Source organism: Nocardia sp. CNY236, assembly GCF_000482385.1.
In the GTDB taxonomy this organism is placed as follows: domain Bacteria; phylum Actinomycetota; class Actinomycetes; order Mycobacteriales; family Mycobacteriaceae; genus Nocardia.
Map to the genome: position 1 here is coordinate 76,766 of NZ_AXVD01000022.1, position 12,211 is coordinate 88,976.

The 12,211-nt window shown below is 64.8% G+C and carries 15 protein-coding genes; 8 read left to right on the forward strand and 7 right to left on the reverse strand.

Features of this window, described 5'->3' with window-relative positions; all coding sequences use genetic code 11:
• Positions 1–155 precede the first annotated feature (155 nt).
• The gene (locus K940_RS0114395) at positions 156–479 is read left to right on the forward strand and encodes a WhiB family transcriptional regulator (RefSeq protein WP_014981178.1); all 324 of its coding nucleotides are present in this window, start codon (positions 156–158) and stop codon (positions 477–479) included.
• Positions 480–621: 142 nt separating this feature from the next.
• On the opposite strand, the gene K940_RS0114400 is transcribed toward K940_RS0114395, so the two are convergent.
• Positions 622–1,761 (reverse strand): ArsA family ATPase, encoded by a 1,140-nt coding sequence (locus K940_RS0114400; RefSeq protein WP_028478125.1) that lies wholly within the window; start codon positions 1,759–1,761, stop codon positions 622–624.
• A complete protein-coding gene (locus K940_RS0114405; RefSeq protein WP_369797508.1) occupies positions 1,758–2,795 on the reverse strand; it encodes an ArsA family ATPase in 1,038 nt (345 codons plus the stop codon). Before K940_RS0114405 ends, K940_RS0114400 begins: the two co-directional genes overlap by 4 nt.
• Positions 2,796–3,041: 246 nt before the next feature.
• Between K940_RS0114405 and K940_RS32320 the strand changes: the two genes are divergently transcribed.
• From K940_RS32320 to K940_RS0114420, 3 genes are read left to right on the forward strand one after another with little or no spacing between them, the layout of a single operon-like run.
• Positions 3,042–3,203 carry a DUF4177 domain-containing protein gene (locus K940_RS32320; RefSeq protein WP_085994820.1) on the forward strand — a complete coding sequence of 54 codons (162 nt, stop codon included), beginning with the start codon at positions 3,042–3,044 and terminating at the stop codon, positions 3,201–3,203.
• Between the two features lie 42 nt (positions 3,204–3,245).
• Entirely contained in the window at positions 3,246–3,704 is a 459-nt protein-coding gene (locus K940_RS0114415; RefSeq protein WP_028478127.1) for an Atu1372/SO_1960 family protein, read from the forward strand.
• A gap of 57 nt (positions 3,705–3,761) precedes the next feature.
• Positions 3,762–4,553: an MBL fold metallo-hydrolase gene (locus tag K940_RS0114420; RefSeq protein WP_028478128.1), complete on the forward strand. Its 792-nt coding sequence runs from the start codon at positions 3,762–3,764 to the stop codon at positions 4,551–4,553.
• A 68-nt stretch (positions 4,554–4,621) separates the two neighbouring features.
• Here the strand turns inward: K940_RS0114420 and K940_RS0114425 are convergent, their stop codons facing one another.
• Both K940_RS0114425 and K940_RS0114430 read right to left on the reverse strand, forming a co-directional pair.
• Entirely contained in the window at positions 4,622–5,296 is a 675-nt protein-coding gene (locus K940_RS0114425) for a Crp/Fnr family transcriptional regulator (RefSeq protein WP_028478129.1), read from the reverse strand.
• A gap of 231 nt (positions 5,297–5,527) precedes the next feature.
• Positions 5,528–5,770: a hypothetical protein gene (locus K940_RS0114430; RefSeq protein ID WP_028478130.1), complete on the reverse strand. Its 243-nt coding sequence runs from the start codon at positions 5,768–5,770 to the stop codon at positions 5,528–5,530.
• 244 nt (positions 5,771–6,014) lie between these two features.
• Between K940_RS0114430 and nth the strand changes: the two genes are divergently transcribed.
• The 4 genes from nth (at position 6,015) to K940_RS0114450 (ending at position 9,322) form a co-directional block, all read left to right on the forward strand.
• Positions 6,015–6,695 carry an endonuclease III gene (gene nth / locus K940_RS0114435; protein ID WP_081706369.1) on the forward strand — a complete coding sequence of 227 codons (681 nt, stop codon included), beginning with the start codon at positions 6,015–6,017 and terminating at the stop codon, positions 6,693–6,695.
• Positions 6,696–6,763: 68 nt separating this feature from the next.
• A complete protein-coding gene (locus tag K940_RS0114440; RefSeq protein WP_051407200.1) occupies positions 6,764–7,339 on the forward strand; it encodes a TlpA disulfide reductase family protein in 576 nt (191 codons plus the stop codon).
• A gap of 76 nt (positions 7,340–7,415) precedes the next feature.
• Positions 7,416–8,132, forward strand: coding sequence for a CoA pyrophosphatase (locus K940_RS0114445; protein ID WP_028478133.1), 717 nt, complete (start codon positions 7,416–7,418; stop codon positions 8,130–8,132).
• Positions 8,129–9,322, forward strand: a complete 1,194-nt coding sequence (locus K940_RS0114450) for a MarP family serine protease (protein WP_028478134.1) — start codon at positions 8,129–8,131, stop codon at positions 9,320–9,322. Before K940_RS0114445 ends, K940_RS0114450 begins: the two co-directional genes overlap by 4 nt.
• A 78-nt stretch (positions 9,323–9,400) precedes the next feature.
• Here K940_RS0114450 and K940_RS0114455 read toward each other — a convergent pair whose 3' ends face one another.
• The 3 genes from K940_RS0114455 to nhaA are packed head-to-tail and all read right to left on the reverse strand — an operon-like array spanning position 9,401 to position 12,140.
• Positions 9,401–10,333: an alpha/beta fold hydrolase gene (locus K940_RS0114455; protein ID WP_028478135.1), complete on the reverse strand. Its 933-nt coding sequence runs from the start codon at positions 10,331–10,333 to the stop codon at positions 9,401–9,403.
• A gap of 43 nt (positions 10,334–10,376) precedes the next feature.
• Positions 10,377–10,883: a phage holin family protein gene (locus tag K940_RS0114460; protein WP_028478136.1), complete on the reverse strand. Its 507-nt coding sequence runs from the start codon at positions 10,881–10,883 to the stop codon at positions 10,377–10,379.
• A 39-nt stretch (positions 10,884–10,922) separates the two neighbouring features.
• Complete coding sequence (nhaA, locus tag K940_RS0114465; protein WP_028478137.1) at positions 10,923–12,140, reverse strand: Na+/H+ antiporter NhaA; 1,218 nt, start codon at positions 12,138–12,140, stop codon at positions 10,923–10,925.
• Positions 12,141–12,211 lie beyond the last annotated feature (71 nt).

Consider the following 12,211-nt stretch of genomic DNA (forward strand, 5'->3'; position numbering starts at 1 on the left):
CCATACCTTTACCTAGATTGAGAACCCAGTGTGATAGAGCTAACACTCAAAGTGGAATGTGGTGCACTTCGCAGCGGGGAACAGGTGCTGCGTGGTGGCAACGCGATTCTGGAGCGCCGTCGACTCGGTGTTCGGACTGCAAAGGGGCACACCAAATGCACATGACAACCCCCATCGCTCGATTGGACGTGGAGCAGGCCGAAGCAAGGATCGCCTGGGTAGCCCAGGCTCGATGCAAGGAAGTAGATCCCGATCAGTTGTTCGTTCGTGGCGCCGCGCAGCGCAAGGCGGCGACGATCTGTCGGCACTGCCCGGTCCTCATGCAGTGCGGCGCCGATGCGCTGGACAATCGCGTCGAGTTCGGTGTGTGGGGCGGCATGACGGAACGGCAACGACGCGCACTGTTGAAGCAGCACCCGGAAGTCACCTCGTGGGCCGATTTCTTCCAGGCCCAGCGCCAGCACCAAGTGGCGATGTAGTCCGGTCGACATGAGACAGAGCTCGCACCCGCGGGCTCGGTTTCATGTTGGGCAGGTGGTTCGCCCATTACGGCGGCCGAAGGGCCGTGGTCGACCTCGGGGGCCGCAGCGGAAAGCCCGAGACGGGCCCTTACCTGCCAGGTCAGGCGATCACGTGTGGGGTGGAAGTGAGTTGTTCACCGACGGCTCGCAGCGCCTCCAGATCGGATACTTCGAAAGGAAGCGCGGTGACCGAGATGACCGGGACGCGTGGGTGCGCTCCCGAGAATCGATGCAGCAGATGCTGCTCTCGCTTGTGCGTTGCGACGCGCTGAGCGTGCACCCGCAAGACCGCCGCGGTGAGTGGATCCGATGTCGTGAGATGGTCGGCCGCCGTGAGTGCGTGATCTGCAGACAGCGAGCTGAGCACCGGATGCGTCCGGTTCAGGACGAGCCCCGCCAGCGGCATGCGCTCGGTGGACAGTCGATCGACGAAGAAAGAGGCCTCCCGTAGCGCGTCTGGTTCGGGTACCGCTACGACCAGGAAGTGCGTGCCCGGTCGCGACAGCATCGCGTAGGTGCGATCTGCCCGCTCTTGAAAGCCACCGAACAGCGACTCCAACGACTGCAGGAAGTTCGACGCATCCTTGAGCATTTGCCCGCCGACCACGGTGGACACCCCGCGCAGTGCCAGGCTCATCGCACCGGTCACGAATCGGGTCACGCCCCGGCCCGGCGTCATGATCAATCGGATCATACGGCCATTGAGGAAGTTGCCCAGACGCTTGGGCGCGTCCAAGAAGTCGAGGGCGTTTCGGGAGGGCGGTGTGTCGACCACGATCAGGTCCCACTCGCCTCGCGCAGCGAGTTGGCCCAGCTTCTCCATCGCCATGTATTCCTGTGTACCGCTGAAGGACGAGGCGACAGCTTGATAGAAAGGGTTGGCGAAGATCTGTTCGGCCTTCTGCGCGCTGGTGTGTTCGAGCACCATGTCGTCGAACGTACGACGCATATTGAGCATCATCGCGTACAACTCGCCCTTGGCCTCGACTTCCAGGGCCACCCGTTGCGGGTTGTTGTCGAGATCGGCAACACCGAGGGATTGAGCAAGTCTGCGCGCGGGATCGATGGTGAGCACCACCACCTTGCGCCCGTGTTCGGCTGCGCGCAGCGCGATGGCGGCGGCGGTCGTCGTCTTGCCGACGCCGCCCGAGCCGCAGCAGACCACGACGCGGGCAGAAGGGTCGGCAATGATTCGCGAGACTTCCAGCGAGGTGGCCGGGGGACGACTGCGAGTGCTCATCGGACTCCCTGCACGCTGAGATATTCGGCTAGTTCGTAGAGACCACCCAGGTCCATTCCGTCCGGCAGAGAGGGCAGATACAACCGAGAGACATCGACCTCGGCCAATTCTTCGGCACTGAGTTCTTGTGCCTGCAGTGTGGCCGAGTGTTCGATGGTTTCGGTGAGCAGGCCCTGGAAATCGCTCTCGGACACTACGATGCCTGCGGTGCCCAGGCCAGCGCGAATGGCATCGGTATCCAGGTCACCTCGAGCCGCCCGGGCACGCAGCGCGGGTGGCAGCATGCTTTCGGTCGCCCGGTTCACGATTACCGTGCCGATGCGCAGGTCGGCGGCATCGAGTTCGGCGATCGCGTCGGCCGTCTCCTGCACGGGCAGCGCTTCCAGCAGCGTAACCAGGTGAATCATGGTCTGGTCGGAATGCAACAGCTTCGACACACCCTCGGCCTGGGAGGCGATCGGCCCGCCCTTGGCCACCTCGGCCATGGCCTTGGTGACATCGAGGAAGCTGGTTATCCGTCCGGTCGGCGGGGCATCGACCACGACCTCGTCGTAGACCCGCTTGCCGAACTTGTCCACACGGACTACGCACTCTTTGATCTTGCCGGTCAGGATGACATCGCGCAGACCGGGGGCGATCGTGGTGACGAACTCGATGGCTCCCATCCTGCGCATGGCTCGGCCGGCGAAGCCCAAGTTGTAGAACATATCCAGGTACTCGAGGAAAGCGTGCTCGATATCCAGCGCCAGCGCGACCACCTCGCCGCCACCGTCGGCGGTGGCGATACGGGTCTCGGTCGGCGGCAAGGGAGGTAGGTCGAACAACTGTGCGATCGACTGTCGACTCTCCACTTCGACCAACAGCACTCGCCGCCCACCTGCCGCGAGCGTCAGTGCCAGTGCCGCCGCGACTGTCGACTTGCCCGTGCCCCCCTTGCCGGAGATGTAGTGCAAGCGGGCCTGTTCAGCGCGATTCGGCCATCCGGTGTCCGGCCCCGATGCTGTCGAAAGCGGCACTGCAGTTGGTACTCCCACGATCGCGAGCCTATAGCCTGCTCGATGATCGTGTTCGAGGTCTCTCGGTAGTCGTCTGCCCGATCTCGCTGCCGTCCAGGCCAAATCATCTCCAGCGATTCGACGCGGATCCCAGTGGATCACTGTTGACGCGGATCCCAGTGGATCACTGTTGCAGCACGCGTGCTATTCGCATGGCGCTCCCTCCGCGCGGACACCGGACGTGCGCTACCTCGATCCGGACCGAACACAGCTACGCTCTCGCACATGAGTGATACGACCCTGTGGGAATACGCGACCGTGCCATTGCTGACTCACGCGACGAAGCAGATTCTCGATCAGTGGGGAGCCGATGGTTGGGAGTTGGTGACCGTGCTTCCCGGCCCGACCGGTGAACAACACGTCGCCTACCTCAAGCGACCCAAGTAGTAGCCGATCAGGAGCGATCCACAGCGAAGGAGAGACAGCACAGTGATCCACTGGGAGAAGAATCTCGCCGAGCTCGGGCTCACTCTGCCGCCGGTGGCGGCCCCGGTCGCGGCATATATTCCTGCGGTCCGAACCGGATCCCTCGTCTACACCTCTGGCCAGTTGCCATTTGTGAACGGTCGACTGTCCGCGACGGGCAAGGTCGGCGCCGAGGTTGCGGTCGAGGCGGCCACCGAAGCCGCACGGTGGTGTGCACTGAACGCACTGGCCGCAGTGCACGACCTGGTCGGGCTGGATGCGGTGGCGCGGGTGGTGAAAGTCGTTGGATTCGTTGCTTCCGCGCCAGGGTTCGGTGACCAGCCCATGGTGATCAACGGCGCATCGGAACTGCTGGGCCGGGTTTTCGGTGACGCTGGAGCACACGCACGTTCGGCCGTTGGTGTGAGCGAGCTTCCCAAGAACACTCCGGTAGAGGTTGAATTGATCGTCGAGGTGCGGTAGTTGGCGTTGGGCCGCTTGCGGCACCGACCCGATCGAGACGATCATTCGAGGTTCGAGATGGCATTGACACATCCCGCCTATGGGAGGCTTCGGCAGGTCACCGAGACCGCGGCGGTACTGCTGGCCGACAATCCGGGACAGATGACTCTGGAAGGCACCAATACCTGGGTCCTGCGTGCTCCCGGTCGGTCGGATTGCGTGGTCGTGGACCCGGGGCCTGTGGACGACAGGCACAGCCAGGCGATTGCCGATGCAGTTGGCGGCGAAATCGCCCTGACGCTGGTCACACATCGGCATTTCGACCACACCGGTGGGATCGACCGGCTGGCCGAACTGACCGGAACCGTCGTTCGCGCCAAGGACCCGGCGTTCTTGCGCGGCTCGGACGCACCGTTGGTCGACAGCGAAGTAGTCGAAGCAGCGGGCTTGCGTATCACCGTGATGGACACACCGGGCCACACTGCGGACTCGGTTTGCTTCGCACTCGAGGACGCGGTGTTGACCGGAGACACCATCCTCGGTTCGGGTACCACGGTGCTGGATGCCAGTGACGGCACGCTCGTCGACTACATGTCGTCATTGAACAGGCTGGTCGAGGCAGGGCAGGGCAAAGCACTTCTCCCTGCGCACGGACCGGACCACGCGAATCTGGAACCCGTCGCACGCTACTACATCGCGCACCGCCACGAACGGCTCGACCAAGTGCGTGCGGCCTTGCACGTACTGGGTCCCGACGCCGACTCAATGGACGTGGTGCGTCGGGTGTACGTCGACGTGGACAAGCGATTGTGGCCGGCGGCGCACAGTTCCGTGCAGGCGCAACTGGACTACCTGCGCGTGCACGGCTAGTCGACCACTCGCGACCATGCCGGGTCTCGCGCTTGCCGCGAACCCGGCATGGCAGAATCCGATCGGCGCTAGCGTGCGCGCCGCGCCAAGCGCTCGGAGTCGGAGATCAGTACGCTCTTGCCCTCGAGCCGCAGCCATCCGCGATGTGCGAAATCGGCGAGCGCCTTGTTGACGGTTTCGCGGGAGGCGCCCACCAACTGTGCAATCTCTTCCTGGGTCAGATCGTGGGTGACGCGCAGCGCGCCTGCCTCCTGGGTGCCGAAGCGTTGCGCGAGCTGGAGCAGTGCCTTGGCCACTCGGCCGGGGACGTCGGTGAAGATCAGGTCGGCCAGGTTGTTGTTGGTCCGTCGCAGACGGCGGGCGAGGACCCGGAGCAATTGTTCGGCGATCTCGGGTCGCTGATCGATCCACGCTTTGAGAGCGTCGCGGTCCATCGTCACCGCACGCACTTCGGTCACGGTGGTGGCGGTGGATGTCCGGGGACCGGGATCGAAGATCGACAGCTCACCGAACATGTCGGACGGGCCCATGATGGTCAGCAGGTTCTCTCGACCGTCGGGGGAACGTCGACCGATCTTCACCTTGCCCGATGTGATGATGAACAGCCTATCGCCCGGCTCACCCTCGTTGAAGATGACATGGCCGCGCGGGAAATCCACCGGCTGCAGCTGCTTGGCGAGGGCGGCCACCGCAGTGGGCTCGACGCCCTGGAAGATGCCTGCTCTGGCGAGGGCCTCGTCCACGAATGTGCTCCTTATGGGAAATGGCTCTGTACTGGACCGAAGCGACTCGGCCAACAGCGGAGTCTACGCGGCGGGGTGGCCACGTAGTGACGGACGCCACGTAACGAGTGGATTGCGTGGCGCAGCGGAAAACGGTACCAGTACGCGAACGACGGGATGCGCCGGTCCCCCTTCAGCCCCTGCGAACCGGTGCCTCCCGAACCGATGCCTCCCGGATTGGCGCGTGCCTGTTCAGCTCGCCCGCGCGACATTCAGCTCGTCGCCACGGGAGCGACGCTTGCGCATGCGTGCCACAGCGGCGGGCAGCCCGAGCTTCGTCAACTCCTTCACCTCGGCATTGCTTGCCTTGTCCAGGTACTGCTGAACCTCTTCGTCGGGCTCGAGAAGCTTGCGGAGCCGATTCTCGACCCGCTCCATGCCCAGTGCGAACAGCATCAGCAACACTGGGAAGAGCACCACAGCGAGAACTTGCATGACGAGCAGTAAACACTGTCGAGGTCTCGGATGGAACACGGCAACCGAACTGGACGGGCACCGTTGGTCGGCAGTTCCGTATGGTGGACGCGTGCGCGTCACTTCTTCCATCGCCGCCGACAGCGAACTCTCATCATCGGCCTCCGGGCCGGCGCCGGCGCAGGAAGTCGCCGCTGCGCCGAAACGGAAGAATAGGGCGCGACAGGCGGAAACACGGCTCGGATTGGTCCGTCGCGCGCGGCGGATGAACCGCCGATTGGCGGTTGCCTTTCCAGATGCGCACTGTGAGCTCGACTTCACCACTGCACTCGAATTGGCTGTCGCGACAATACTTTCCGCACAGTGCACCGACGAGCGTGTGAATCTCACCACGCCGGCGTTGTTCGCGCGGTATCGGAGCGCTCGTTCCTACGCCGAAGCGAACCGCTCCGAGCTGGAGGAACACATCCGTCCCACGGGGTTCTATCGCAACAAAGCCGCTTCGCTGATCGGCCTCGGGCAGGAGCTACTCGAACGACACGACGGTGAAATACCCCACACCCTGGCCGAGCTCGTTCGATTGCCCGGCATCGGGCGCAAGACCGCCAATGTCATTCTCGGAAACGCGTTCGATGTGCCCGGCATCACCGTCGACACGCATTTCGGTCGGTTGGTACGACGGTGGGAGTGGACCCGCGAGGAAGACCCGGTGAAGGTCGAGCGCATCGTCGGCGACCTGATCGAGCGCAAGGAGTGGACGATGCTCTCGCACCGGGTGATCTTCCACGGCAGGCGTGTCTGCCACGCGCGCAAGCCTGCGTGCGGAGCGTGCGTGCTGGCCAAAGACTGCCCGTCGTTCGGGATCGGGCCAACCGACCGGCATACCGCGGCCCAACTGGTGAAAGGGCCGGAGCGGGAGCACCTGCTCGAGCTGGTGGCCCGGTGAGCTCGAAGCTCCCAGTCGGACGAGGTTCGAAGAACGCGTGGCGGTGGGCGCTGGTCGGTGTGATCGCAATGGTGGCTCTGGTCGTCGCAGTCGTGCCGCGTACCGACGACGCCGGAGAATCGGGGCGCGAAAACGGCCGCGTCCATTCCACGATTTCCCAGCAATCGCGCGCTGCCGCCGGCTTGGCCGATTGCCCCCCGGAGTCCGCGCCCGGCGCCGGCCCCCTGGCCGGACTGGTCCTGGAATGCTTGGCGGACGGCGAACCGGTCGATGTGGCCGCTGTACTGGCAGGCAAGCCAGCCTTGGTGAACCTATGGGCCCACTGGTGCGCACCGTGCGCGCGCGAGCTGCCGTATTTGCAGCAATACGCCCGCCGGGCCGGGAACGCGATTACGGTGCTGACCGTGCACAGCGACCCTGATGGGGCCAAAGCGTTGTCCCGACTGCGTGGATTGCAGGTGACCTTGCCAGGCCTCCTCGATGCCGAGGCGAGTGTGCGCACCGCGGTCGGAGCGCAGGCGGTGCTCCCGCTGTCGGTGCTCCTGCGGTCCGACGGTTCGGTCGCAGAGGTCGTCGTGCGCGCGTTCGACAGTGTCGAGGACATCGCCGACACGGTTGCCGTCGAACTCGGGGTGACCATATGATTCTGCGGATGAGCGCCGTGATCGCGGCAGCGGCGCGGCCGGTTACCCGACTCGTCCGGTGTCGGGGAGGGTTCCAATGACCATCGAGCTGCCGCCGGGACTTCCCCCGTGGCTGGCCGTGGCGGCCGATCCGCCCGAGGAGACCATAGAGACCTCGGGGAAGGCTCGCGCGCTACGCCGGATCATGGCTCGCACCGCGACGCTACGGCAAGCGGCAGTGCTCGTATTGTTCGGCGGCTCACCCGAAGCGGACCAGCGGGCACCGGGCGGACTGCCCGCCGATGCGGAGGTCTTGCTCACACAGCGCGCCGCCACCATGCGTCAGCATCGAGGCCAGGTCGCGTTTCCCGGTGGCGAGGTGGACGCTGCCGATTCCGGCCCGATCGCCACTGCGCTGCGCGAGGCGAACGAGGAGACCGGCCTGGACCCTTCGAGTGTGGAGCCGTTCGCAGTGCTTCCGACATTGTTCGTGTCACCGTCTCGATTCGATGTCACGCCCGTCGTGGCGTACTGGCGCCATCCCGGCGGCGTCCGAGTGGTGGACGAAAGCGAGACCGAACGCGTCGCCCGGGTTCCACTCGCTCGACTGCTCGACCCGGCGAACCGATTCGTGGTCGAAAGCCCGTTAGGGTATCGCAGTCCGGCTTTCCAGGTGGACGGGATGCTGGTCTGGGGCCTCACCGGCGGAATCCTCTCGGGGATCAGCAAATTCGCAGGCTGGGATCAGGAGTGGGACCAACAGGACATTCGTGACCTGGAAGCCGCGCTCGCCGCGGTCGGGATGACTCTATGACCTCATCGGCGTGGCTGGACATTGCTGTCATATTGCTCGCTTTGCTTGCAGCATCCTCTGGTTGGCGACAGGGCGCAGTGGCCTCCGCACTGGCTTTTCTCGGGGTGGTCCTGGGTGCGGTCGCGGGCATCCTGATCGCGCCGCACCTGCTCGTGCACATCGACGAGGGGCGTGCCAGGGTGCTCACCGGGGTGCTGCTCATCGTCGCGTTGGTGATCGTCGGCGAGGTTGCGGGCATGGTGCTCGGGCGCGCCGCGCGCAGCGGTATGCGCCATCCGTTCACCCGCGGAGTGGACAGTGTGGTCGGCGCCGGGCTGCCGGCGGTTGCTGTGTTGGTCACCGCGTGGCTGTTGGCGCTCCCCTTGGCCACCTCGTCCCAACCGGCTATTGCCACCGCGATCAACGGATCGCGGGTGTTGGCAGAAGTCAACGATGTGGCGCCGAACTGGATACGCCGCCTGCCGAACGAATTCTCCAAGCTCCTCAACACCTCGGGACTGCCCGATGTGATCGGGCCGTTCGGCCGCGCGCCGATCGCGGCCGTCGAGCCGCCCGATCCGGGTGTGCTGGCCAGCCCGGTCGCCGCATCGCTGCAACAGAGCGTGCTACGCATCCGTGGTGCCGCGCCGAGTTGTCAGCGTGCGCTGGAGGGTTCGGGCTTCGTGGTGGCGCCCGAGCGTGTGATGACCAATGCCCATGTCGTTGCCGGAACCACCAGCATCGGGGTCGACACCGCGGCAGGGCCGCTCGAAGCGACCGTGGTGTTGTTCGATCCGGCTACCGACATTGCGGTACTGGCGGTCCCTGGTCTCACGGCTCCGGCGATTCCGTGGACCTCGGCCCCGGCTCGGGCGGGTGAGAGCGCTATCGTCCTGGGGTATCCCGGTGGTGGCCGGTACACCGCGAGTGCGGCCCGCATCCGCGAGACCCTGGATCTGACCGGACCGAATATCTATCGCGACGGCACCGTCGAGCGTGAGGTGTACACGGTGCGAGGACTTGTTCAGGCCGGAAACTCCGGAGGGCCACTTGTGGATACACAGGGACAGGCGCTCGGTGTCGTCTTCGGTGCGGCGGTAACGGACGACGACACCGGCTATGTACTCACTCTCGACGAAGTTCGCTCGCATCTGAACGCCGCTTCGAGTTCCGAGGTGCCAGTGGGTACCGGGGCATGTGTGCTGAGTTGACGTTCGAGCGTGCGACTGCCCTGTCGGCGAGGCGCGGCCGCCGCTGTCGCCCAGGCGAGGGGCAGGTCGGATCGACGGTCAGGCGAGGAACTTCGCGAGTTCGGTGGTGACCACGTCCGGGTTCTCCTGGTGTGCGAAATGAGCCGCACCGGGAACCGTCACCAGTCGGCGATGGGGAGACCACTGCTGTCCACGATGGACTGTGGAACGCAGTACATAGGTGTCCAACTCGCCGTGTAGCGACAACACCGGGATCCGGATGGGCTCTCGTATGGTCGCCATGAATCTACGGCCGTCCGGCCGCCATTGGCTGCGGAATGCCCAGCGCTGGTACTCCAGCGCGCAGTGCGCGGCGCCAGGGATCTGGATCGCCGCACGCATCCGGCTGGCGGTGTCACGGAATTCGATGCCGCCCGCCCAGTCCGTACTCACCCGCTGGTGCAACAGCCTCACCACCTCGCGACCGTCGGAGGCGGTGAGCAGGCGCTCGCCGTAGCGGGGTAGTTGATAGCGTAGGAAGTTCGGCAGCCATGCCGTGCGCTGGCGGCGGTCGCACAGCACCGCACGCTTCAGCGCCGCTGGATGCGGCGAGCCGACCACAGCGATCGACCGGACCAGCCGAGGATGCAACACGGCGGTCGTCCAGCAGATCAGTCCGCCATCGGCGTGCCCGACCAGCGTGGCTTCGGTACAGCCCAATGCTCGAACCAGGCCCGCGATGTCGCCGGCCCCGGTCCAGCCGTCATAGCCGCGAGGTGGTTTGTCGCTGTCGCCGTAGCCACGCAAGTCGACCGCGACGGCACGATAGCCGATTTCCGCGAGGGCAGTCAGCTGATGGCGCCATGACCACCAGAAATCCGAGAACCCGTGCAACAGCAGCACCAACGGAGCATCCGAGCGTGGTGCAGCTTCGACAATGTGGAAACGAATGCCGTTGGCATGCACGTCCCGATGTGTCCAGGGTCCGCTGTAACGAACACTGGACGGATCCGGATGCAGGTTGGCCGACACGCCGATCGAGCCTAGTGGTCGTGGTACCGGTCTCGACGTGCGCCTAGGAAGTCGACTTGTCGAGCGTGGCTCGATTCTCGGACATCGTCACCCCGCCAGCGCGGGGAAACACTGTCGTGGCCTGCTTGAGCGAGTCGATCGTCTTCTCCGGCGCGCGGAGATTCTTCACCCGGAGGAAACCGAGGAATCCCGATACTGCCGCTGCCGCCACCATCATGATGAAGACGATGAAGAAGGCCAGCCAGCGCCACAGCCACACGTCGAGCAACTCAGCGAGGGCGAAGAACAGAAAGAACGTGCTGAACAACAACACGGTCCCGGCCGCGATGAACAGAACGCTGCCCTGTAGGCCCTTCCTGATCTGTCCGGAGACTTCGGTCTTGGCCAGCTCGATCTCCGCACGGACCAGCGTCGACACCTGCTCGGCGGCATCGCTGACCAACGCCCCGAAGCTTGCGGAGGCCAGAGGGTCGGTGTCGGTCAAGGGGATGGAGGTCACCGTGCGACCACGCTCGGCATCGTCCCTGGTACCGCGGTGATTGAAACTCACTTGGTTGAACCCTTCTCCCTGTCCGGCACTGCATCGACCTCACTCTTCACGTTGTAGCGCACCCGCGTCGCGACGTGCTTGATGGACACGCCCGCGCCGCAACAGTAGCGCCGAACCAGCGATCGAGGCTGCCATGGACGTGGCCAACACCGCGGCTTTCGCCAATTCGACGGCGGACCCGTCCCCGACACCTGCAAGCGCGAGTTCTGCGATGAGAAGGCTAACGGTGAACCCGATCGCGCCGAGAACCGACAGGGCGAAGATGTCTCGCCAGCCGAGATCCTTGGGCCGGGTCGCGATACCCAACCGGATTGCCACCCAGCTCATTCCGACGATACCCAGGGTCTTTCCCACCAGCAGGCCGAGTATTACCGAAAGAGCCAGCCGGTCGGTGAACAGTTCGCCGAAAATCTTCAGGTTCAACGGAACTCCGGAGGCGAACAATGCGAACAGTGGAACACACAGTCCGGCGGAGATCGGCTGGAAAAGATGCTCGAGCCGGGTGGCGGGAGCCTCTCGTTCACCGGGATCGGTGTGCACTCTGGTGAGCAGACCGAGTGCGATACCGGCCATTGTGGGGTGAATACCCGCCTCGTGCAGTGTGTACCAGGCTGTCAGGGCAACCGGGATGTACAGAAACGGCGTGTGGATCCGCTTGTGTTGCGCCAGTGCCCAGATGGCGAAGGACCCGCACGCGGCAAGCAACCACAACAGTGACAATGCGGTCGTGAACAGGACTGCGATCAGGATGATCGCGATCAGGTCGTCCACCACTGCGAGGCTGAGCAGGAACACCCGAGCGCCGGGGGGAATCCGTGAGCCGGTCATGGCGAGCACGGCCAGCGCGAAGGCGATGTCGGTCGCCACCGGGATGGCCCAGCCTCGGTCCATGCCCGGGACGCCGAACCCGACGACTGCCGCGATCAGCGCTGGGGTCACCACCCCGCCGATCGCGGCGAAGACCGGCAATGCGGCATGCCTGCGGTCGGCGAGTTCGCCGACCACGAGCTCACGTTTGAGCTCCAGCCCAGCAACGAAGAAGAACACTGCCAGCAGGCCGTCTTTCGTCCAATCGGCCAGAGTCAATTCCAGGTGCAGGGGTGGGATCGAGACCACCGTCCCGGTCATGGTCTCGTAGCCCCCACCCCATGGTGAGTTCACCCACAGCAACGCAATAGCAGCCGCGATCAGAAGCAGTGCGCCACCGACAGTCTCGGTACGGAGGTACCGAGATAGCTCCGAGCGCACTTGTGTGATCACGGGGAACCTTTCGGGCAGCGGTCGAATCGAGCGGGCACGGCTCCACCTGGAGTCGGTTTCAGGGTGTG

What these genes read in the sequence shown, in the direction of transcription:
- K940_RS0114395 (WP_014981178.1), top strand. Translation starts at nt 156, where the DNA reads ATGCACATGACAACCCCCATCGCTCGATTGGACGTGGAGCAGGCCGAA.
- K940_RS0114400 (WP_028478125.1), bottom strand. Translation starts at nt 1,761, where the DNA reads ATGAGCACTCGCAGTCGTCCCCCGGCCACCTCGCTGGAAGTCTCGCGA.
- K940_RS32320 (WP_085994820.1), top strand. Translation starts at nt 3,042, where the DNA reads ATGAGTGATACGACCCTGTGGGAATACGCGACCGTGCCATTGCTGACT.
- K940_RS0114420 (WP_028478128.1), top strand. Translation starts at nt 3,762, where the DNA reads ATGGCATTGACACATCCCGCCTATGGGAGGCTTCGGCAGGTCACCGAG.
- K940_RS0114430 (WP_028478130.1), bottom strand. Translation starts at nt 5,770, where the DNA reads ATGCAAGTTCTCGCTGTGGTGCTCTTCCCAGTGTTGCTGATGCTGTTC.
- nth (WP_081706369.1), top strand. Translation starts at nt 6,015, where the DNA reads ATGAACCGCCGATTGGCGGTTGCCTTTCCAGATGCGCACTGTGAGCTC.
- K940_RS0114440 (WP_051407200.1), top strand. Translation starts at nt 6,764, where the DNA reads ATGGTGGCTCTGGTCGTCGCAGTCGTGCCGCGTACCGACGACGCCGGA.
- K940_RS0114445 (WP_028478133.1), top strand. Translation starts at nt 7,416, where the DNA reads ATGACCATCGAGCTGCCGCCGGGACTTCCCCCGTGGCTGGCCGTGGCG.
- K940_RS0114450 (WP_028478134.1), top strand. Translation starts at nt 8,129, where the DNA reads ATGACCTCATCGGCGTGGCTGGACATTGCTGTCATATTGCTCGCTTTG.